17 protein-coding genes and 1 pseudogene are annotated in these 22,009 nt (G+C 70.8%); 3 read left to right on the forward strand and 15 right to left on the reverse strand.

The window, feature by feature from the left end; all coding sequences use genetic code 11:
* The first annotated feature begins 952 nt into the window (after nt 1-952).
* Nucleotides 953-1,933 (forward strand): helix-turn-helix domain-containing protein, encoded by a 981-nt coding sequence (locus AB0I69_RS10355; RefSeq protein ID WP_363095570.1) that lies wholly within the window; start codon nt 953-955, stop codon nt 1,931-1,933.
* Between the two features lie 36 nt (nt 1,934-1,969).
* Nucleotides 1,970-2,452, forward strand: a complete 483-nt coding sequence (locus tag AB0I69_RS10360) for a DUF456 domain-containing protein (protein ID WP_363095180.1) — start codon at nt 1,970-1,972, stop codon at nt 2,450-2,452.
* Between the two features lie 3 nt (nt 2,453-2,455).
* On the opposite strand, the gene AB0I69_RS10365 is transcribed toward AB0I69_RS10360, so the two are convergent.
* A complete protein-coding gene (locus AB0I69_RS10365) occupies nt 2,456-3,667 on the reverse strand; it encodes an SGNH/GDSL hydrolase family protein (protein ID WP_363095181.1) in 1,212 nt (403 codons plus the stop codon).
* 171 nt (nt 3,668-3,838) lie between these two features.
* Here AB0I69_RS10365 and AB0I69_RS10370 point away from each other — a divergent pair, with 171 nt between their 5' ends.
* Nucleotides 3,839-4,210: a PPOX class F420-dependent oxidoreductase gene (locus tag AB0I69_RS10370; protein ID WP_363095182.1), complete on the forward strand. Its 372-nt coding sequence runs from the start codon at nt 3,839-3,841 to the stop codon at nt 4,208-4,210.
* A gap of 8 nt (nt 4,211-4,218) precedes the next feature.
* Here the strand turns inward: AB0I69_RS10370 and AB0I69_RS10375 are convergent, their stop codons facing one another.
* The 14 genes and pseudogenes from AB0I69_RS10375 to AB0I69_RS10440 form a co-directional block, all read right to left on the reverse strand.
* Entirely contained in the window at nt 4,219-4,719 is a 501-nt protein-coding gene (locus AB0I69_RS10375; RefSeq protein ID WP_363095183.1) for a methylated-DNA--[protein]-cysteine S-methyltransferase, read from the reverse strand.
* A gap of 8 nt (nt 4,720-4,727) precedes the next feature.
* The gene (locus AB0I69_RS10380) at nt 4,728-6,131 is read right to left on the reverse strand and encodes an AlkA N-terminal domain-containing protein (protein ID WP_363095571.1); all 1,404 of its coding nucleotides are present in this window, start codon (nt 6,129-6,131) and stop codon (nt 4,728-4,730) included.
* An 88-nt stretch (nt 6,132-6,219) separates the two neighbouring features.
* The gene (gene rsgA, locus AB0I69_RS10385) at nt 6,220-7,341 is read right to left on the reverse strand and encodes a ribosome small subunit-dependent GTPase A (protein ID WP_363095184.1); all 1,122 of its coding nucleotides are present in this window, start codon (nt 7,339-7,341) and stop codon (nt 6,220-6,222) included.
* A 523-nt stretch (nt 7,342-7,864) separates the two neighbouring features.
* Nucleotides 7,865-8,281, reverse strand: a pseudogene (locus AB0I69_RS10390) (IS3 family transposase); the annotation flags it as partial.
* A gap of 364 nt (nt 8,282-8,645) precedes the next feature.
* A complete protein-coding gene (locus AB0I69_RS10395) occupies nt 8,646-9,527 on the reverse strand; it encodes an alpha/beta hydrolase (protein ID WP_363095185.1) in 882 nt (293 codons plus the stop codon).
* Nucleotides 9,528-9,577: 50 nt separating this feature from the next.
* Nucleotides 9,578-11,038 (reverse strand): class II fumarate hydratase, encoded by a 1,461-nt coding sequence (fumC, locus tag AB0I69_RS10400; RefSeq protein WP_363095186.1) that lies wholly within the window; start codon nt 11,036-11,038, stop codon nt 9,578-9,580.
* Nucleotides 11,035-12,690 carry an NAD-dependent malic enzyme gene (locus tag AB0I69_RS10405; RefSeq protein ID WP_363095187.1) on the reverse strand — a complete coding sequence of 552 codons (1,656 nt, stop codon included), beginning with the start codon at nt 12,688-12,690 and terminating at the stop codon, nt 11,035-11,037. Before AB0I69_RS10405 ends, fumC begins: the two co-directional genes overlap by 4 nt.
* Before the next feature lie 111 nt (nt 12,691-12,801).
* A complete protein-coding gene (locus AB0I69_RS10410; RefSeq protein WP_363095188.1) occupies nt 12,802-13,665 on the reverse strand; it encodes an SDR family oxidoreductase in 864 nt (287 codons plus the stop codon).
* Between the two features lie 37 nt (nt 13,666-13,702).
* Nucleotides 13,703-14,527, reverse strand: coding sequence for an alpha/beta hydrolase (locus AB0I69_RS10415; protein WP_363095189.1), 825 nt, complete (start codon nt 14,525-14,527; stop codon nt 13,703-13,705).
* 286 nt (nt 14,528-14,813) lie between these two features.
* Entirely contained in the window at nt 14,814-16,811 is a 1,998-nt protein-coding gene (locus tag AB0I69_RS10420) for an ATP-binding protein (protein WP_363095190.1), read from the reverse strand.
* Complete coding sequence (locus tag AB0I69_RS10425) at nt 16,808-17,443, reverse strand: DUF4255 domain-containing protein (RefSeq protein WP_359610233.1); 636 nt, start codon at nt 17,441-17,443, stop codon at nt 16,808-16,810. The genes AB0I69_RS10420 and AB0I69_RS10425 overlap by 4 nt, the downstream gene beginning before the upstream one ends.
* A gap of 43 nt (nt 17,444-17,486) precedes the next feature.
* Nucleotides 17,487-18,116 carry a response regulator transcription factor gene (locus AB0I69_RS10430; protein WP_359610231.1) on the reverse strand — a complete coding sequence of 210 codons (630 nt, stop codon included), beginning with the start codon at nt 18,114-18,116 and terminating at the stop codon, nt 17,487-17,489.
* A gap of 73 nt (nt 18,117-18,189) precedes the next feature.
* A complete protein-coding gene (locus AB0I69_RS10435; RefSeq protein ID WP_359610230.1) occupies nt 18,190-18,768 on the reverse strand; it encodes a hypothetical protein in 579 nt (192 codons plus the stop codon).
* A 320-nt stretch (nt 18,769-19,088) separates the two neighbouring features.
* Nucleotides 19,089-22,004 carry a BTAD domain-containing putative transcriptional regulator gene (locus tag AB0I69_RS10440; protein WP_363095191.1) on the reverse strand — a complete coding sequence of 972 codons (2,916 nt, stop codon included), beginning with the start codon at nt 22,002-22,004 and terminating at the stop codon, nt 19,089-19,091.
* Nucleotides 22,005-22,009: the final 5 nt, after the last annotated feature.

A 22,009-nucleotide genomic window follows, 5' to 3' on the forward strand; every position in this document is an offset into this window, starting at 1 on the left:
CGGCGGAGCCACCCCCACCGCCGCCCCGAACCGCACCGGGCGTCGGCCCCTCGACCGGCGTCCGTGGCGCCGAAGCAGAGGTGCCCGGTGTCTCCGTCGGCCCCTGGAGCGGGGTCCCTGGCGGGAATGCCGCAGCCCCCGGAGATGCCGTGGACGGTGGCTGCCGGCCTGCCTGCGGGGAGGCGGAACCCGGGTCAGCAAGTGGCTCGGAGTTGGGCTGGGCTGCCGCGCGGGGCCCCGGGACACCCGCGCCCACCGGACGCGCCCGCTCGTCCGCCGGAGGCACCCCCACCGTCCCAGCCGCCGAGGCGAACCGGTCGTCCACGGAGTCGGCCGCGACCGTGGGCCCCGTGTCCTCCGCGGTCTCGTCGTACAGCTTGCCCCACCAGTCGTCCTCGTGACCGGTCGGCGTTCCCCCCTGCTGGCTCATGCCCCTAATTGTCCACCGCGCGGGCCGGATGAAAACGGGGCGTCCGGAAAATCCGGTGCGCGCCCCTCCTCGAACGGCGTGTCGGATGACATACCGAACACCCATCCGACACAGGGCGACACACAGCCGCCGGACGGCCCCACCCCCCACGGGAGGACCGCCCGGCGACGGCTGAGTGACCCGGCCCCACTCCCCTACGTGCCGGCGCACGTCATGGGGCCGGGTCACGTTCCATGTGACCGAATCCCGTCGGGAGTTCGGCCCGTCCGGCCCCGAGTGTGACCGGCTTTCCTGAAGTTCCCCTGTGATTCGCGCCTGTCTCCCCCATGACCCACCGCGCACGAACCCGCAGGCCGAGCAGGCCCAATACGGGCATTGCGGGCGGCTGTCGGTACCGCGGTGGCGCAACCTTGGCAGAGTGGCGGGTGGTACGGCGATGATGTGCCGAGGCGGTTTTGCGCCGTGGCTGTTTTCCGCCAGGGTGTGCGGGACGACGGGGTCTTCGGGGAGGGGCGGCACCTGATGCTGGCGGCGATAGGCCTGGACGAGGCACACGAGTCGGCGTACCGGGCACTGGTGGCGGTCGGCGCCGCGGACGTACCCGATCTCGCCCGACGGCTGGCCCTCGGGGAGTACGACACCGAGCGCGCCCTGCGCCGCCTGGAACGGCACGGACTCGCGGCCCAGTCCTCGGCCCGCCCCGGCCGCTGGGTCGCCGCCCCGCCCGGGGTCGCTCTCGGCGCGCTGCTCACCCAGCAGCGGCACGAGCTGGAGAAGGCCGAACTGGCCGCCGCGCTGCTCGCCGAGGAGTACCGGGCAGCCGCCACCGAACCCGCCGTACACGACCTGGTGGAGGTGGTGATCGGCGCCGCGGCCGTCACCCAACGATTCCTGCAGCTCCAGCTCGGGGCGACCGAGGAGGTGTGCGCGCTGGTCACCGGGAACCCGGTCGCCGTCACCGGCATGGAGAACGACGCGGAGGAGCAGGCCGCCGGACGCGGGGTCCGCTACCGGGTCGTCCTCGAACGCGCGGTGCTCGACCAGCCGGACGGCATCACCGAACTCACCGCCGCGCTAGGCCGCGACGAGCAGGTACGGGTGGTGGACAAGGTGCCGACGAAGCTGGTGGTCGCCGACCGGACCCTCGCGCTGGTGCCGCTGACCTCGCACACCGCGGAGCCCGCCGCGCTCGTCGTGCACGCGAGCGGCCTGCTGGAGCTGCTCTGCGGCCTCTTCGAGTCGGTCTGGCGGGACGCGCTCCCGCTGCGCCTCGGCGCGTCCGGGGCCGCCGAGCAGGACCCGGAGGGCCCCGACGGCACGGACCTGGAGGTGCTGTCCCTGCTGCTGGCCGGGATGACCGACGCCAGCGTCGCGAAACAGCTCGACCTGGGCCTGCGGACGGTCCAGCGCCGGGTGAAGCGGCTGATGGAGCTGACCGGCGTGACGACCCGGCTGCAACTGGGCTGGCATGCGTACGAACTGGGCTGGGTGGCCCGTGGCTGACCTGCGGTTTCGCCCGGGATCCCGCAGGCTGGGCAGATGGGAGTGGGTGAACTCCTCCTGGTCGGCGTCGTCATCCTGCTCGGCCTGTGCGGAGTCTTGGTGCCCGGAGTGCCGGGGTCGTGGCTGGTGTGGGCCGCGGTCCTGTGGTGGGCGCTGAAGGATCCGCAGCCGGTGTCCTGGGGCGTCCTCGTGGGCGCCACGGTCGTCCTCTTCCTCTCCCAGGTGGTGCGCTGGACCCTGCCGCCCCGACGGTTGCGGGCGAGCGGCGCGACCCCCCGGATGGGCGTGTACGCCGGAGTCGGCGCGTTCCTCGGCTTCGTACTGATCCCCGTGCTCGGCGCGATCCCCGGATTCATGGCTGGCATCTACCTCCACGAACGCCTACGGCTGGGCCGGCACGGCGAGGCCATGGCCTCCCTTCGTACGGCGATGCGCTCGGGCGGCTCCAGCGTGCTGACCGAGCTGTTCACCTGCATGTTGATCATGGGGGCCTGGGTGGGCGCGGTGATCTGGGGCTGATCCTCAGCCGAGCATGGCCAGGTCGACCGTGTCGGCGAGTGCCCGCATGCCCGCGTCGCTGAAGTGCAGGTGGTCGCCGCAGTCGTAGGCGGGCCTGATCCGTTGCGGCTGCTGCGGGTCGCGGACGGCGGCGTCGAAGTCGACCACCCCGTCGAAGGGGCCGCCGCCGCGGATGAAGACGTTGACCTTCTGCCGTACGGCCTCGCGGGCCGCCGTGAAGGCGCCGGTGCCGCCGTACGGCGTGAGGGTCGCGCCGATGACGCGGATGCCGTGGGCGTGGGCGCGGGTCACGAGGGTGCGGTAGGCGTCCTCGAAGGCGCCGGGGTCGGTGGCGTTCGGGGTGCCTTTGATGTCGTTGATGCCTTCGAGGACGATCAGTACGCGCACGCCCGACCGCGAGAGGGCGTCGGCGTCGAGGCGGGACAGGGCGCTCGGTCCGACGCCGTCGCGCAGCAGGCGGTTGCCGGAGACACCGGCGTTGAGGACACCGAGTCGGCGGTACGCGGGCAGGGCGGCCAGGCGCTCGGAGAGTCGGTCGGGCCAGCGGTGGTTGGCGTCGCGGGTGGAGCCGTTGCCGTCGGTGAGGGAGTCGCCGAAGGTGACGACACTGCCGGCCGCCGGGGCGTCGAGGACGTCGACGCCGGTGACGTAGTACCAGGAGGTGGTGGTCGCCGTATAGGCCGAACCGTCGCTGTCGGCGGCCCGATTGCCGCTCGGGGCACGGTAGTTGGTCTGTCCGGCCGCTCGGTGGTAGGTCGCCGGGCCGGAGTCGTCGGGTGTGTGGACCGTGACCAGGAGGTCGGCTCCGTCGGGTACAGCGAGCGGGACGGCGTCGGTGACCAGGTCCTGGCCCGCCGGGATCGTGACCGTGCGGGCGCCCTGGAAGGTGGCGACGCGCATCGAACCGGGCACGGCGTCCGGCCCCGTCTTCCGGAGGGCGACGGTCACCGCGTCGAGGCGGAGGGGGGCGGTGCCGAGCCGGTTGGTGAGCCGGACGCGGGTGGCGCTGCCGCCGACGCCGAGATGGACGACGTTGCGGAAGGAGGCGCCGGGGCTGCCCGGGGCGGTTCCGGAGGCGGCGGCCTCCCAGGTGCCGGTCCAGGTGCCGGACGATTCAAGGGCCGGGCCTTCGGCTGTCGCCGTCCCCGTTGCACCGACTCCCGCGCCCAGCACGAGTACCAGCAGTGCCACGACGATCCGTCCGGCCCCGACCATGAGCGCTCCGCCTCTCCCCACCGGCCACAAGGAGGCGACCGTGCCACGCCGGGACGGGCGGACGGCGGCGCATCACCGGTGCCGGGCTCCGCGTCCCCTGTCCGGCGTAGGACGCAAGACCTGGGACCGGAGGCCGATGCGCGCGGCGGGCGGGCGTGTTTGGCTGCGGTCATGACCGAATTCACCGAGGCCGAGCGCGCGTACCTCAAGTCGCAGCGCCTGGGGCGATTGGCCACCGTCGACCCCCAGGGACAGCCGCAGGCGAATCCCGTCGGCTTCTTCCCGCAGGACGACGGGACGATCCTCATCGGCGGCTATGCGATGGGTACGACGAAGAAGTGGCGCAACCTGCGGAAGAACCCGAAGGTCGCGCTGGTCGTGGACGACATCGTCAGCCTCAAGCCCTGGAGGGTACGCGGCATCGACATCCGCGGCGAGGCCGAACTCCTCGTCGGCCCGCACGAGTTGGGGCCGCACATGAGCGAGGAGGTGATCCGCGTCCACCCGCGCCGGATCCACAGTTGGGGGCTGGAGACCGACTGACTCTCAGCTCAGCGCGTCAGCGCGTCCTCCAGGGTCAGCAGCTGCACCTTGCGGTCGAGGCCGCCCGCGTAGCCCGTCAGTGAGCCGTCGGCGCCGATCACACGGTGGCAGGGACGGACGACCAGCAACGGGTTGGCGCCGATCGCCCCGCCCACGGCCCGCACGGCGGCCCGGGACGCGCCGATCCGCGCGGCGATCTCGCCGTACGTCGTCGTCGCACCGTACGGGACGGAGTCGAGGGCGGTCCACACGCGCTCGCGGAAGTCGGTGCCGGAGGTCCTGAACTCCAGGTGGAATTCCTTGAGTTCACCGGCGAAGTAGGCGCCGAGCTGTTCACCGGCGGCACGGAAGGGGCCGGGGTCCTGCCGCCACTCCGGCCGCACGGTACGGCCTCCCTTCTGGCCGGGGACGGAGAGGGAGGTGAGGGCGCCGAACTCGTCGGCGGTGAGGAGGAGTTGACCCAGGGGGCTCTCGAAACTCGTCCAGCGGGTGGTCGTCTGATCGGTCATGGGGCGGGTCATCGGGACTCCAACTCCCCTGCTGTGCGCAGGTGTTGTACGGCGTACGAACGCCAGGGGCGCCAGGCGTCCGGGACGTCGGCATCGGGCGGCGCCACGTCGGGGTCGCCGAGGGCGCGGGTACGGATGACGGCGACGGCGGCGGCGTCCATGCCGGGCAGCGCGAGCAGGGCTGCCTGCGCGTCGTCCCGGTCGACGCCGGCGTCGAGTCGTACGGTGCCGTCGGCGAGGGCGGTGGCGAGGGCGGTCAGGGGATCGCCGGGCGCGTCATCCACCAGCGCGGACGGCTCGGGGAAGAGGTGGGTGAGGCTGCCGGACGGGGCGTCCAGCGTCTTGCCGTACCGCCGCACCAGCCGCTCGGCCTCCGCCCGCCCCACCAGCGCCCGCACGGCCAGTTCCTCCGGATCGGCGGCGCCCGGCGAGCGCAGGCCCGGCCGGGCGGCGACCAGTGGGGCGAGCCGGGGATCGCCGCCGAGCCGCTCGTCCACGGCGTACGGGTCGGCGTCGAGGTCGAGGAGGCGTCGTAGCCGGTGTACGGCGGTGGTCAGGTCGCGGTGGTCGGTGAGGTGCAGGCGGGCGTCGAGCCAGCCGCCGGGATGAGCGGGGGATGCCGCTTTGAGGGCGCCGGGGCGTTCGTCGACGGCGACGATTCCGGTGCCGTAGGGAAGGCGGAGGGTTCGGCGGTAGGTGCGGCGGCCGGGGGTGCCGGTGAGTTCCTCGATGCCGGGGATCGCCTCGCGTTGCAGCAGGTCGAAGACGGCGGCGGACTGGTACGGGCCGCGGTGTGCCAGCCGCAGCGGGATCCCGGCGGACGGCCCGGCCGGCCCGGTCCCGTTTGCCGGCCCCTTGGGCGTGCTGGTCCGCAGCTCGCTGGGGGTCGACGCGTAGACGGCCCGCATCGTGTCGTTGAACTGGCGCACGCTGGCGAACCCGGATGCGAACGCGATCTCCGTGATCGGCAGTTCGGTGGTCTGCACCAACACCCGCGCGGTGTGCGCCCGTTGGGCCCGCGCGAGGGCGACGGGTCCGGCGCCGAGTTCGGCGGTGAGCTGCCGCTGGACCTGCCGCGCGCTGTATCCCAGCCGTACGGCGAGCCCGGCGACACCCTCGCGGTCCACCACGCCGTCGCCGATCAGCCGCATGGCGCGGCCCACGACATCGGCGCGCGCGTTCCACTCGGCGGACCCCGGCACGGCGTCCGGGCGGCACCGCCGGCAGGCCCGGAAACCCGAGCCCTGCGCGGCGGCGGCCGTCGCGAAGAACCGCACGTTGCGCCGCTTCGGCGTCACGGCCGGACAACTGGGCCGGCAGTAGATCCCGGTCGTCGCGACGCCGAAGAAGAACTCACCGTCGAACCGGGCGTCCCGGCTCCGCACTGCTTCGTACCTGGTGTCCTCGTCCATCACGCCATCCAGTCTCCGCCATCCCCGGCACCGGGGCTGGCGGAAATCGGACGCGGCGCTGTGTGGTGCCGGGCGGCACCGTGTCCGGCTATGCCCGGCGTCCCCGCTTGGCCTCCATGGCCGCCTTGCCCTCCGCCCCCTTCCGCTTCCAGTCGCGCCGCAGTTCCGCCCTCACCCGGGCGTCGGTCTTGGCGACGATCCACTGGTTCTCGCGCATGAGCTTGCGGTAACTGTCGAGGCGGCGCTCGGCCAGTTCGCCGGAGTCCAGGGCCGCGAGCACGGCGCACCCCGGTTCGGCGACGTGCGCGCAGTCGTGGAAGCGGCACTGCCCGGCCAGTTCCTCGATCTCGGCGAAGACCTGCCCGACGCCGGTCTGCGCGTCCCACAGTCCGACACCGCGCAGCCCGGGGGTGTCGATCAGCACCCCGCCGCCGGGCAGGGCGAGCAGGTTGCGCGTGGTGGTCGTATGACGGCCCTTGCCGTCCATGTCACGCGTCGCCTGCACCTCCATCACGTCGTCGCCGAGCAGCGTGTTCGCGAGCGTCGACTTGCCGGCACCGGACTGCCCGAGCAACACGGACGTACCGCCGGCGACGACCGCGCCGAGCACGTCGGTCCCGTCCCCGGTGACGGCGCTGACACTCAGCACCGGCACGCCCGGCGCCGCCGTCTCCACGTCCTGGACGAGATACGACAACGTCACCGCGTCCGGCACGAGGTCGGCCTTGGTCAGCACGACGACGGGCCTGGCACCGGACTCCCAGGCGAGCGCGAGGAACCGTTCGATGCGGCCGAGGTCGAGGTCCCCGGTCAGCGGTACGGCGACGATCGCGTGGTCCACATTGGCCGCGAGGATCTGCCCCTCGGACCGCTTGGAAGAGGTCGAACGCACGAAAGCGGTACGACGCGGCAGGAGCGTCCGCACATAGCGCGGGTTGCCGCCCTCGGGGTCGACGGCGACCCAGTCGCCCGTGCACACGACCTTCATCGGATCACGCGGGACGACGAACTCGGTGTCGGCACGGACGGTACCGGCCGACGTGACGACATCACACAGGCCACGGTCGACCCGCACGACACGGCCGGGCAGGAGACCCTGCTCGGCGAACGGGGCGAACTCGGCCTCCCACTCCGCATCCCAGCCGTACGGCTGCAACGGATGCACAGAGGAAGACGACGAGAACGAACCCGGGAGAGAAGAGAAAGACAAGGGGTGACCCTTCACAAGGGTGGCCCCGGCACCGCGCACGCAGACGCGGGAGAAGCAGAGAGGTCAGCCGGCGGCCACGGGAGTGGACTTGATGAACTTCCGGATGCGGGCAACGCCCATCACAGAGACAGCCATCGGTCACACCTCCCAGACATGCTCAAGTCACCTACGACAACGCGTGGTTGCCGCTCGAACGCCACCAACTCTAGAAGGTGCGCTGGCCGCGACGCCACCGAATTACCGCGCCCCCATGGCCCAACCCGTTCAATTCCTACTGACGGCGCAAGGTCCCGGGCGCGCGGGAAAGGCGTCGGCAGTACGACCAGCGTGATCGCTTGCAGGCGCCGCCTCTGCGGATCGAAAGGCTGTTCACCGCGCAAGGCCAGCGGCGACGAGCGCGGTGGCGTAGGAACTTCCGTAAAGAACGCCGTCCCTGCCGTCTGGAAGCAACATGGTGCCAACCCCGTCGTCTGGCTCGCTGCCTGAGCTTGTTCCGCTTTGACGGACACCATCGCTGTGGCGGTCAGGCTGCGAGTGCGGTCTCGTATTCGGCGGGACTGCGGTAGCCGAGGCTGCTGTGCAGACGGTGCAAGTTGTACCAGCCCTCGATGAAGTCGAAGATCGCGGTGCGGGCGGTGGCCCGGCTGGGCCAGGCGGTGGTGTCGAGCAACTCCCTTTTGATGGTGGCGAAGAAGGACTCGGCGAGCGCGTTGTCCCAGCATTGCCCGGTGCGGCCGACGGACAGGAGGACGCCCAACTCCGTTGCCAGGGAGGCGAATTGCTGACTGGTGTACTGGCAGCCGCGGTCCGAGTGGAAGATCACCGGCCGGGTGGGACGACGCTCGCGGCAGGCGGACCTGAGAGCGTCGGTGACCAGTTCGGTCCGCAGGTGGTCGGCGGTGGTCCAGCCGACCACGCGGCGGGAGGCGATGTCGATTGTTCGTGAAGTACAAGGAGACCGCTCGGGGCGGGCTTGCGGTGAACATCATCGAATGCTGAGGAAGTAGGCCCTGAACAGCGCGTTCATGTCTTTCAGCGCTGTCAGGGCCTTCCCTGCTTACGTGGTGGAAAGTCCCCGGAAGCTCCCTGGGACAGGCGTGAAAGTCCCTGAAAAGTCCCTGGGAAATCCCACGGGACAGGCTTTTGACCTGGGGATTCGCGGCACCCGGGAGAGACCGTCCCCGTGCACAACGCCACCCGCGGCCGCATCGGCGAGACCCTCACTCTGCCCGCACTCGGCCGCTACCTGCGCCGGTTCGCAGGATCGCGGTCTTCGGCCTGTGACGGGAAAGGTCGTGAATCCGTCAGCGGCCTTCGGCAAGCAGCGCTGACAGCGCCCTGGTGACCACCGCCGTCACCGCGGCCGGGTGGGATACGAGGGTGAGGTGGGAACCGCCGTGGAACACCGTCACGTGCGAGTGTGCTCGGTGGGCCATCGCGAGTTCGGACTCCGGGGTGATGATCTTGTCTCCGGTGGAGATGAAGTACCAGGACGGCAGGGTCTTCCACGCGGCATAGCGCGAAGGCGTGTCGATGGCCGGGGTCGCGGTCATGGTCTGGGAGGCCCACAACTGGCGTGCCTGCGCCCGCGGAAGGTCGTCTCCGAAGTAGTTCACGAACGCGTTCTCCGTGAGGAGCAGGTTCGTGTTTCCGTCCGGTGTTCCGGGGACCTGCTGGAAGAGTTCGGAGGCCGGCTTGGTGGCGATCACCGAGGTGCTGCCGTCGAGTGCGCTCAGCGGCTCGCCGACGGCGGGGGCGGCGGCGTCGACGTAGACAAGGCCCACGACGTTGTCCACCTCGGCCGCGGCGTTGCTGATCACCGCGCCGCCGTAGGAGTGGCCGACCAGGAGCACCGGGCCGGGGATGGTGCGCACGAAGGCGGCGACCTTCTCGGAGTCGGTGGTGAGGTTCTCGACGGGGTTGTCCGCGGCGCGTACCGCGCACCCGGCGTCCTGCAGTTCCTTGATCTCGCCGTTCCAGCTCGACGAGTCCGCCCACGCTCCGTGAACGAAGACCACGGTGATCGGCTGACGGCCCGGAGCCGTGCAGTGAATCGGTGCGGCGCCCTGGGCGTGGGCGGCGGTGGGCAGGCCCGCGTGACCGGTGCCGATGAGAGTCAGCGAAGCCGCGAGGGTCGCCGCGGTCGCTATCGCGCGGGACCGGCGGAGAAGGGGCAATCCCAGCATGGGTTTCTCTCTCTTTCGTGATGGTTTGTCAGAGCGAGTGGTGCCGTGGGTCAGGCGCCGGAATATCCGTTGCCGACCATGGAGAGCGGGTCGACGACGGAGTCGAAGGTCTGCTCGTCGACGTGACCGCTTGCCAGCGCGGCCTCTTTCAGCGTCCGGCCGTTGGCGAGAGCGGATTCGGCGATGTGTGCGGCGTTCTGGTAGCCGATGACGGGGCTCAGTGCCGTGACCAACATCAGGCTCTCGCTGACGTATTGGCTGATCCGGTCGCGGTTGAGTTCGGTGCCGCTGACGGAGAAGACCCGGAACTTCTCCATTCCGTCGGCGAGTATCCGCGCGGAGTGCAGGAAGTTACTGATGATCACCGGGCGCATCGCGTTCAGCTCGAAGTTTCCCTGGCTGCCGGCGAAGGACACCGCGGAGTCGTTGCCGAGGACCTGGATCGCGATCATGACGATCGCCTCGCACTGGGTCGGATTGACCTTGCCGGGCATGATCGAGGAACCGGGCTCGTTCTGCGGCAGCAGCAGCTCGGCGAATCCGGTACGCGGTCCCGAGGCCAGCCAGCGCATGTCGTTGGCAATCTTCATCAGGGCGACGGCCAGGCCGCGCAACGCTCCGTGCGCCCGCACCATCGGGTCGAGAGACCCCAGTGCCATGAACTTGTTCTCGGCCGTGACGAACGGTTTTCCGGTCAGCTCGGCGATCGTCGCCGCGACGTCACGGCTGAAGCCCTCCGGAGCGTTGAGTCCCGTCCCGACCGCGGTGCCACCGAGGGCCAGTGCGAGGAGTCCCGCGCGGCTGTGCTCGATCTCCTCGACGCAGGCCCGGAGTTGGGCCGCGTAGCCGGACCACTCCTGACCCACCGTCAGGGGTACCGCGTCCTCAAGATGTGTGCGGCCGATCTTGACGACTTCGGCCCACTCGTCGGCCTTGGCCGAAATGACGGCGGCCAACTCCCGTGCCTGAGGCAGGAGATGGTCATCGATCTCCTGTACCGAGGCGATGTGCATGGCGGTCGGGAAGGTGTCGTTGCTCGACTGCCCCATGTTGACGTCGTCGTTCGGGGCAATCGGCTTCTGGGTTCCGAGCGTGCCGCCGAGCAACTGCGAGGCGCGGTTGGCGAGCACCTCGTTGACGTTCATGTTGCTCTGGGTGCCTGATCCCGTCTGCCAGACGAAGAGGGGGAAGTGCTCGTCGAGGTCGCCCGCGACGGCTTCCTCGGCGGCCCGGACGATCGCCCTTTTCTTCCACTCGGGCAGCCGTCCGGCCGTGGCGTTCACGAGCGCCGCCGCCTTCTTCACATGGCCATAGGCGTGGTAGACCTCCTTGGGCATTCGGTCGCCGCCGATGGAGAAGTGCACGAGGGACCGTTGCGTCTGCGCACCCCAATACCGGTCCGCGGGCACCTCGACGGCGCCCATGCTGTCGAACTCCTTTCGCGTTCCGCTCGCCCGGACCCCGATCGGTAGGTCTCTCATCTCCGGTGCGGGCTCGGTGTCGTGGCTCATGACTGCTCCTCCACGACACCGGTGGGGTAGACCGGCTGCCACATCGCGTCCTGGACGGCCTGGACCAGGTTCTCGTGGGACTTCGTCGCGACTCCGTCGGCTGCGGCGGCTTCGGCCACGGCGATCGCGACGGTGGCCGACGACGCCCTCAGATTCTCGACGGGCGGCAGCAGGGAGGCGCCCGGCTGCGACACGTCGACCTGGCCGGCCACCGCCTCGGCGGCGGCGAGCAGCATGTTGTCGGTCACGTGACGGGCGCCGGAGACGATCGTGCCGAGGCCGAGACCGGGATAGAGGAGCGCGTTGTTGGCCTGCCCGATCGTGTAGGTGACGCCCTTGTACTCGACCGGCGGCACCGGGATGCCGACGGCGATCAGCGCCCTCCCTTCGGACCAGTGCACCGCCTCGGACGGGGCGACCTCGATGCGGCTGGTGGGATTGGACAGCGGCAGCAGGATCGGGCGTTCCACGCCGTGCGCGAGAGCCCTGACGACGTCCTCGGTGAACGCGTTGTGGACGGTGGAGGTGCCGATGAGGATGGTGGGCCCGACGTGTTCGACCGTCGTGAGGAGGTCGATCTCGCCGTCGGCCCAGCCGCTCACCTCGGCCTTGGACCGCGCGTAGGCCCGCTGGTAGTCCGGCAGGTCGTGCATGTCGTCGGTCACCAGGCCGTGGACGTCGACGAGCCAGATGTTGTTCCGCGCCTGTTCGGGCGTCGCGCCGTCGCGCAGCATGGCCGCGTGGATCTGGTCGGCCATCCCGGTTCCCGCGGTACCGGCGCCGAAGACCACGAGCCGCTGCTCGGCCCAGCGTTGCTTCGTCACTTTCAGGGCCGAGAACACCGAGGCCATGACGATGGCCCCCGTGCCTTGCATGTCGTCGTTGAAGATCCGGTGGGTCTCGGCGTTCTCGACCAGGATCCGGCGCGCGTTCGACGGTCCGAAGTCCTCGAAGTGCAGCAGGGCGTCGGGAAAGAGCTCCGAGGCCGTCGTGAGGTAGAGATCGATGAACTCGTCGTAGCGCTTGCCGCTCACCCGCGCGTGACGGTTTCCGAGATATCGCGGGTTGTTGAGCAACTGCTCGTTGTCGGTGCCGACGTCGAGGTTGACGGCGACGACCCGGTTGGGGTCGATGCCGGCCGCGGCCGTGTAGACGGCGAGTTTCCCGATGGAGATGTCGGTACCGTTCGCGCCCCAGTCGCCGATCCCCAGAATCGCCTGCGCGTCGGACACCACGATCAGATCGACGTCGTCGGCGCCCAGCCCGAGCGACTCGAACGAGGCCCGTACGTCCCCGGGCCGGTCGATCGACAGGTAGACCGCCCGCGAGTCGCGGAAATCGGTGGACCACTGCTCGATGGCATCGCCCACCGTGGGGTCGTACACCACCGGCAGCAGTTCGGCGAGATGGTCGCCCAGAAGCTTGTAGTACAGGACCTGGTTCTGGTTGAGGACCCGGTTGAGGAAGATGTACTTGTGCAGGTCGGAGGGCTGGTCCAGGAGTTGTGCGTACGCGCGGGCGGCCTGCTCGTCCAGTGTCTCGACGGTCGCCGGGAGTCGGCCGACGATCCCGAGCTCCGCTCGCTCCGCGAGCGAGAACGCTGTACCGCGATTGCGATAGGGGTCCTGCAGAACGGTGGGGTTGATGGGCATGGCGTTCCTCCAAGAGGGCGCGACCTCGGTCGTCATGGGGCAGGGCGCCGGTGCGCTCCGGGCCGGTGGTCGCAGGCAGACGCTCGTGTCCGCCTGCGACGGGCGGAGGGCTCAGCCGGACACCGGGGTCTCCGGTTCCATGTCGTACGAGTTCTGGATGGCCTGATGCCGTGTCCCCAGGCCGTCGGTGACCTTTCGCAGCCACGGGACTTCCTGGAGGCGCTTGGTCTCCTCGATCATCGACTTCGGTTCCAGGTTGCGGAAGCTGTCGACCTCTCCCGCGGCGACGGCCGTCAAGGTCGCGTAGACCGCTTCCGGGTCGAACTGCGCCCGGGGGAAGGCGAGTTCGGAGTAGTCGAAGAGCCGCTCGGACGCGTCGTCCGCCCAGCTCTCCCAGGTCTGGAACATGCGGTCGTTGAAGCCGGTCAGAAACGGTCCCGGGTTGACCGTCGCGACTTCGACGCCGTGCTCCTGCAGTTCATAGGCCATGGTTTCTGCGATGGCCTCGACCGCGTGTTTGGACGCGGCGTAGATCCCGGTGAACGGGTTGACGTTCAGGCCTTCCCTGGAGGAGACCCAGACGATGCGGCCGGCGTGCCGCTCGGCCATCTGCTTGGCGATGCCTTGAGTGAGCACGAGCGGCCCGGTGACGTTGACCTCGAACTGGTTGCGGATGTTCGACTCGGGAATGTCGACCGTCGAACCGCCTTCGCCGATGCCGGCGTTGTTCACGAGGATCTCCACGCCCCAGCCGAGCGCCTTGCGGCGGTCCCCGGCATCGGTGACGTCGAGCTTCTCCACCCGCAGCTTGACCCCGCGCTCGGCCGCACGCCATTTCAGCGTCTGCACCTGGGCCCAGATCTCCACGGCGGCGATGACGTCGAAGCCCTTCTCGGCCAGGCGCATCGCGGCCTCGTACCCGAATCCGGTACCGGCCCCCGTGATGAGGACCTTCCGTAGCTGTGCGTTACTCATGTCGACATGACTCCTTCCGGAACGGACGGCGGACCGATCAGGACTGGATGAACGCCAGCAGGTCGTTGTTGACGGTGTCCGCGTGGGTCGTCGGCATCCCGTGGGGCAGGCCCGCGTAGGTCTTCAGTTCGCCGTGCTGGACGAGCTCGACCGCACGCGGACCCGATGTGGCGTAGGGGACGATCTGGTCGGCGTCACCGTTCATGATCAGGACCGGGACACTGATCTTCTTCAGGTCCTCGGAGTAGTCCTCTTCGATGAACGCGTCGATGCAGTCGTACTGGCCCTTGGCGCCGCCCATCATTCCCTGGCGCCACCAGTTGGCGATGACCGCCTCGGACGGCTCGACGCCCGGCTGGTCGAAGTTGTAGAACGGGCCGGACGGCACCGCCCGGTAGAACTCGGAGCGGTTCGCCGCCAGTTGGGCCTGGAGTCCCTCGAAAGCGGCCTTCGGGACGCCGACCCGGTTGTCGGCCGTCTGGATCACAGACGGGGTCACGGCCGCGATCAGCGCGACCTTGGCGACGCGGCTCTCGCCGTGGCGGCCGATGTAGCGGGCCACCTCGCCACCGCCGGCCGAGTGTCCGACGTGTACGGCGTCCCGGAGATCCAGGTGCTCGGTGAGGGCCGCCAGGTCGTCGGCGTAGTGGTTCATGTCGTTGCCCGCGTCGACCTGGGCCGAACGGCCGTGGCCGCGCCGGTCGTGGGCGATCACCCGGAACCCCCGGTGCAGGAAGAACAGCAGCTGGGCGTCCCAGTCGTCGGACGACAGCGGCCAGCCGTGACTGAAGACGATCGGCTGTCCGGTGCCCCAGTCCTTGTAGAAGATCCGTACGCCGTCCTGTGTCGTGAAGTCGGTCATTTTGGGTCTCGCCTCTCTGGGGGTGGTGAGTCGGGTCTGACGCCGGCGTCTCGGCCGTGTCCCGCTCGTCCGCCGGGTTCCGGTGCGATCAGCCGCGTGACCGGTCTCGACGGCAGGTGTGCTCGCGAGGTGGATGAAAGGGCGCGCCGAACCCCGCGCGCGCGTTGGTGACCGGGCGAGGGATCTGTGGTCTCCTCGCACCTTTCGTCACGGTAGACGGGCGTACTTCCTGCCGAGTGGACACGTTGTGGACGTCGCCGCCGCGGACGCGGCGCCGGGCTCGGCCCTACAGGTCGTTCTCGCCGACCACCAGCCGCCCGGCCTTCCGGTACTCCCGGACCGCGCCGGTCAGCAGGTCGTCGCTCGTGACGCGACCGCCCCGGCCGGCCGCGGCGTACGCGGCCGTGACCACCGCGCCCCGGATCGAGCCGCCCGCCAGCGCGAAGTCCCTCGCACACGGGCCCGGGTCGACGCCGTCGGCGCAGGGCACTCCGGCGAGGCTCTGCCGCCACAGGGCGAGGCGCTGGTCGAGGTCGGGGAAGGGGAAGTCGACCACCAGGTCGAGGCGGCGGGTGAAGGCGTCGTCGATGTTCGCGCGGAGGTTGGTGGTGAGGACCGCGATTCCGTCGAAGGACTCCAGGCGCTGCAGCAGGTAGGCGCTCTCCAGGTTGGCATAGCGGTCCCCCGCGTCCTTCACTTCGGAGCGCTTGCCGAACACCGCGTCGGCCTCGTCGAAGAGGAGCACGGCGTCGGTGCGGTCCGCGTCCGCGAAGATCCGCTCCAGGTTCTTCTCCGTCTCGCCGACGTACTTGTCCACGACGGCGGACAGCTCCACCACGTACAGGTCCACGCCCAGTTCTCCGGCGACGACCTCGGCCGCGAGGGTCTTACCGGTCCCGGATTCCCCGGCGAACAGGGCGACCACCCCGTGACCGCGACCGCCGCCGGTCCGCAGCCCCCACTCACCCAGCACGCGTTCGCGCTGCCGGGCGCGGACCACCAGCTCCTCCAGCTGCTCGCGCGGGCCGGCCGGCAGCACCAGGTCCGCCCAGCCGACCGCGGGAGTCACCCGCCGTGCATGCCGGTCCAGGGCGGGCGCCGACTGCTGCCGGGCGCCCCACTGCACATGGGCGGCGGTCAGCGGTCCGCCCTCCAGCACGGCGAGCGTCCGCGCGGACCTGGCCGCGCGGCGGATCTGCTCGGGGGCGAGGCGGTACGGGGCCACGGCTGCCGGAAGGTCGAACTCCTCGGCTTCACGGCCGAGTTGGGCCGCCCAGAGCAGCCGGGTGTCCACCGCTTCGGGTGGCACGTCGAGGCAGAGCACGTCACCGTCGGCGGACCAGCGGGGGTCGAAGGGTTCGGTGCCGAACAGCACCACGGGCACGTCGCCCGATGCCGGCAGGCCGCTGTGCCGAGGCAGTCCGCCGGACTCCAGCGCCCGGACCAGTGCACCCGCTTCCTCGGCCTTCTCCGGCAGCGGCCCGACCACGACACCCGCCCCGCGCAGCCGCGCCTCCCTCAACAGCACGGGCACCAGGTGCCGTTCGCCGAACGCCGGGTCGTACCGCAGTACCGGAAGGCCTGCCGCCCGGAGCGCCGCCACCGCCGTCCCGGACTGCGCCCCGCGCCCCCTGAGGTAGACCGTGGAGGGGCGGGCGGCGAGGAGCGCCCCGAGCCGGGACGCGAAGGGTCCGACGGACTGTCCTGTCGTCAACAGCTCGACCGCGCCCAGCAGTTGACCGTCCAGCCCGGTATCTCCCAGCAGGTGCGCGATGACCCGCTCCGGAACCCGCAACCCCCGCCCCGGCAGGGGCCGTTCGGCGTCCTCCAGGGTCAGCAGGCCGAACGCGGTGAGCGGTGCCCCCGGATGGAACCGGGCCCGCGCCGCCCAGTCCTGTGGTGCGAGCCCGGCCAGATCGAGGGCGAGCGCCACGCTGGCCCGGCGGCGCCCGACGTCGTCGTTGAGGTAGCCGTACAACGGCTCGAAGTCACGGTCCACGTCGGGCGCCAGGGCGGTGAGAAGGATGTGGATGTCCAGCGGCGTGAGCCCGAACCGGACGGCCACCTCCCCCAGCGCATCGTCCGCTCCGGCTCCTCCGTACGCGTCGTCGAGCTCTACGGGGATCCGTTCGCACCCCGCAAGCAGGTGCTCCACCCGCTCGGCCGACACGTAGAGCCCGCGCAGCGGATCACCCTCCGACGGATCTCCGGCGCGCCGGGCCTCGACCAGGGCGCTCACCCGTTCCCGCAGCAGCCCGAGGCGTTTCAGCAGGGCGTCGCTCACCGCAGCTCCCGTCGTCGGGCCGACACCGCTGAAGTTCCTTCGGGCGTACGGCTGTTCGCGATGTCGTGCACCCGGGCGACCGTCGGCTCCAGGACCGGGGGCGCCACCGTGTAGTCCGGCGAGAGCTGCACCGGCACGATCACCACGACCTCCAGCGAGGGCTTGAGTTCGCCGCCCAGTGCCGACCAGATGTCGGCGATGGAACGGGACTCCGCCGGCGGCACCCCGATCGTGAGCGGGATCGCCGCCCCCAGGCCGGGCAGGGTGCCGCCGTCCAGGTACTCGGCGGGCAGGACTTCGTACGGCAGCAGACCGGCGAGAACGGCGGACAGCAGCCGGTGTTCGTCCTCCGTGCGCTTGGTCCAGGCCGTGACCAGGTACGACAGCCGGAACCAGCGCGGCGGTTGGCGACGCTCGGTCACCGTGCCTGCCGCGTCGCGCAGCGCCACCGCACCGCGCTCCCGGCGGGCCACCTCCTCACGGATGTCGTACAGATACGCGTTCACGGTGGGCGCGTTGCGGCGGGCCGCCCAGTCGCGCGTGGGCGCGTCGAACACGACCTCCGCCGCGCCCCCGGGCAGCGCCCGGGCACTCAGCAGGCGCCGCAGTGCCTCGTCGATCTCGTGGATCACCGGTGGTTCTCCGCTTCCTCGTGCCGCGGGCGCCCGGGAAGCGTCACAGGTATCCCTCCCGCAGGGCGTACGCCACCGCGTGGGCCCGGTTGCGCAACTGCATCCGGGTCATCAGGCCGTGCAGGATGTTCTTCACGGTCCGCTCCGAGTACGCGAGCTTCCCCGCGATCTGCCGGTTGTCCAGCCCTTCGGCGACGAACCGCAGGACCTCCACCTCGCGGTCGGCGAGCCCGGTGACCGAGGCCACCACGGGACTGCCCGAGCCGTGCCGCCCGAGTTGTACGAGCATCCGGTTGAGCAGGTCGGGCGGGACCTCGCTGTCGCCGCGCGCGGCGGAGCGTACGGCCTGTTCCAGCCGGTCGCCGGTGGCCTGGTGCCGCCACACGAAGGTGTGCACCCCGCAGGCGACCGCGGTCAGCAACTCCCGTTCACGCAGCCCGTCGACGACCAGGACGACCTGCTGGGACTCGCCGCGGACCAGGCGGCGCAGGGCCGCGGCACCCGGCTCGTCGACCCGGTCGGTGAGTACGACCGCCACCGAGCGGCGGCCGACGGCCGGCGCGGGCCGTTCCAGGACCTCGATGTCCGGGCGGCCCCGCAGACAACTGCTGACTCCGGCACGCGACAGCGGGTCGTCGGCGTGCACGGTGACGGTGATCGGTTTCGGCGTCATGAATGTCTCCCCCCCCCGTGGGATACGGGCCCGGAGCCGGCCGGCACCTGAGCGCCGGGCCCGGTCGGGCTCGTCAGTAGCTGCTGTCCTTGGCCTTGGAGCCGTCGGGCGCGATGGCGAACCAGGTGCCGCCGACGCCCTCGCCGCTGGTCTCGCCCGCCGCGGTGTCCTTGGAGAACCGGTAGACGGGCCAGCCGCCGATGGTCACCTGGTTGGTGCCGTCGGGCCGCTGGACCGTGGAGATCTTGTCCCTGTCCAGCCCCTGGAAGACGATCTTGTCGTTGGCGAGGACCGGCGGCCAGGTCACCGCGCAGGCGTCCACGCAGGTCGCCTTGGACGGGTTCGGGGAGTCCGGGTCGAACCGGTAGAGCGTGAAGCCCTCACCGTCCACCACGGTCTTGCCCAGCTTGTCGTTGTGACCGAGCTGTACGGTCGCGGGCCAGTAGCCGCCCGACGGATTCGTCGACTGCGAGGGCTGCGCGGACCCCGAGGCCTGTGCGGCGGGCGCCCCGCTCGCGGCAGCACTGGGTGCGGCGGCGGGCAAGGAGGCCGCCGAAGTCGCCGCCGGGCTGTTGGAGCCACCGCATCCGGAGAGCAGCAGGACACCGCTGAGCGCCGCGACCATGCCGAAAGATGCGTAGGAACGCGTCATTACATTTCCCCTGTTGATGTTCATGTGATCGTTCGAGGCCCGGGCGTTCACCGTCGTGAGGGTGTGCCGCATCAGGTGGACACGGCCCGGGCGCTGTCTGATCAAGACAATCGGCCGGGTGTCCACGACCTGTTGACATCCGATTCACGAATCATCGACGTCCGCCTGGTGCCAACGCCTCGGTCCGACCCGGTGCGGAACCCGACCACGAACGCGGCTGATCCACCACACGGCCGGACGGCGTGCTCGCCCTGGTCCGGGACACGTCGATCAGCCCGGTCGGCGGCAATCAGCCGACCGGGCTGCGGAGCGAGTGTCGACTACGAGTCGGCGGTTTCCGTATCCGGGGCCCCTGCGTCGCTCTCCTCGTCGAGCCGGCGCAGTCTGGCGCGGAGGGGCTCCGCGTCGTCATGACCGAGTCGGTCCCAGAAGGCCAGCGCTTTGGTCCACGCGGCCCGCGCCGCGTCCGGGCGGCCGGCGCTCAGGTGGGTGTCTCCGAGTCGCCCGAGGGTGTCTGCCGTGGCCCAAGGGGAATGATCGGTCCGCCGGTAGAAAGCAAGGGCGTTGCGGAAGCTGGTGACGGCCTCGTCGTACCGTCCGAGATGGTGCAGGGCGAGGCCGATGCTGTCCCAGGTGGCCGCCGCGCCGGCGTCATCGCCGAGTTCCTGCTGAAGAGCCAGTGCCTTTCGGCAGTGGTCGAGGGCCTGCTGGTGCTGCCCGAGAAGCGTGTGGAACCAGCCCGCCGAGTTGAGCACGGCCGCGGTCGCCGTCCGACGACGGCTGTCGTCTCCACCATGGCCGTCAACGGCACGATGGAGCGCGAGGGAGCGCTGCGTGGCGTCGAGCGCGCCTTCCAGATCGCCCTGCCGCCCTGCCACGTAGCACAGATAGCGATAGCTCTCGGCGCAGGCTTCCATGTCCCCCAGTTCGGTGAAGAGTTCGATGGCCCGCTCGGCGTGGACACGTCCCTCTTCGCAACGGCCCAGATCCGTGGTGGCGGCGACGAGACCACGATGGACATGGGCCTGGGCCGACCGGTCGCCCAGTCGAAGCGCCGCGTCCATGGCGATGAGGTCGAGTGCCTCCTGTTCCTGCCAGAGGCCACGCCAGTGCAGATGATCGGTGATGGCCCAGACGAGCTGCCAGGTGTGAACGTCGTAGCGGTGGGTGGCGGCCTGTTCGACGGCCGCGAGGAGCACCTCCTGTTCGGCGGCGAACCAGGCCGCCGCCTTCCCGGTGTCCCCGGCGAACTCCTCGGCCCGCGTGCCCTCGGTCGCGGGCACCAGGGAGATGAGCACCTGTGAGGGGCTGGTCAGCGCGAGCGCCGCGTGGGCGGTGTGGAGGTAGTGGTCGAACACGCGGTGCCGGGCCGCCCGTACCTGCTGGGGTGGATCGAGGCTCTCGGTGAGTTCGGTGGCGTAGGCGCGCAGCAGGTCGTGGGAGGCATAGCGCCCCGGGACGGACTCGTCCAGGAGATGCGCCTGCAGCAGTTCCCGCACCAGCTGCCTGGTCTGCGGGACGGTGAGTCCGGCCAGGCTGGCCGCCGCGGGCAGCGTGAGGTCGGGACCGGGGTGTACGGCGAGCAGGCGGAACAGGCGGGCGGCGTCGGGGGTGAGGGCCCGGTACGACCAGAAGAAGACGGCGCGCACGTCGGCCGCGGCGTCCAGGCCGTGAAACGGGTCGAGGCCGGCGGCGCCGTCCCGCAGCTCCTCCGCGACCGCCGCCAAGGAAAGAGCGGACTGGGTCGCCACGCGGGCCGCGGTGACCGAGAGTGCCAGCGGCAGCCGCGCGCACCGGGCGATGATCTCCTCGACCGCGTCCGGCTCGGCCGCGACGCGCCGCTGTCCGAGGCGCTGGGCGAGCAGCGCACGGGCCTCCGGCACGGAGAGCATGTCGAGGCGAAGGGGAGTGGCGCCGTCCACGGCGACCAGCCCGGCGAGCCGGTCCCGGCTGGTGACGATGACGAGGCAGCCGGGCGCCCCGGGCAGCAGCGGGCGCACCTGTGCGGAGTCGCGGGCGTTGTCCAGCAGGAGCAGCACCCGCTTGCCGCTGAGCAGCGTGCGGTACCGGGCCGCGAGTGCGTGCACGTCCTGTGGCAGCCCGTGCACGTCGACGCCCAGCGACTCCAGCAGCGTACGCAGCGCGTGATCCGGTGGGCACGGTTGACCGACCGGGTCGAAGCCCCGCAGGTTCAGGTACAGCTGACCGTCCGGGAAGCGGTCGGCGACCTGTCGCGCCCAGTGCACAGCGAAGGTTGTCTTGCCGACGCCCGCCATGCCCGCGATGGCACTGACCACCACGGTGCTCCCCGGAACCAGCCGGTCCACCTCGGCCAGTTCGGCCTCGCGGCCGACGAAGACCGCCAGCCCTGCGGGTAGTTGGGCCGGGACGGTGGGGGCCTGGACAGATACGGGTGCGGGTGCGGAAGGCTGAGCGGGTACGGGTGCAGGCTCACCCGGGGCCGGCTGAGCGAGGAGCCCGGCGTCGGCTCGCAGAACGCGCTGGTACATCGCCTGCAGTGCGGGACCGGGATCGACCCCCAGCTCCCCCATGAGCAGCGTCTGCGCCTCACGATAGGTGGCGAGGGCCGCGGCCTGTCGCCCCGAGCGGTAGAGGGCGAGCATCAGCAGTTCCCGGAACCGCTCGTCGAAGGGGTGCTCGGCGATCAGTCCGGTCAGCTCCGCGGCGGCCTCCGTATGGGCACCGAGGTCGAGTTCGGCCGTGACACGGGCCGCCTCCGCGGACAGCCGCAGCTCGCCGAGCCGCTGGCGCTGGGTCTGCGCGTACTCGCCCCGGACACCGGCCAGCGCCGTCCCGCGCCAGAGACCGAGCGCGTCCCGCAGGTGCTCGACGACTGCCTTGCCGTCTCCCGCACGTCGCGCCCGCTCGGCCCGCGCGAGCAGTTCCCGGAAGACAGTGAGGTCCAACTCACCTTCTGTTAAACGGAGTTGATAGCCGTCCCCGGTGGAACGAATCACGGACGCCGCGGTGTCACCGGCCGGCTCCAGAGCCTTCCGCAGCCCGTGGACGTACGTCCGCAGAATGCCCAGCGCGGAAGCCGGCGCGCTGGTCCCCCACACCGCGTCGACCAGCCCGCTCGCCAGCACCTGCGAGCCCTCCGCCAGCAACAGCACGGCCAGCACCGCCCGCTGCTGTGGCGGCCCGAGTTCGATCTCGGCCGTACCACGCCACGCCCTGACCGGGCCCAGCACCGAGAACCGTAGGTGCTCCTTCAACTGGT

The organism is Streptomyces sp. NPDC050508, assembly GCF_040655155.1.
Classification (GTDB): domain Bacteria; phylum Actinomycetota; class Actinomycetes; order Streptomycetales; family Streptomycetaceae; genus Streptomyces.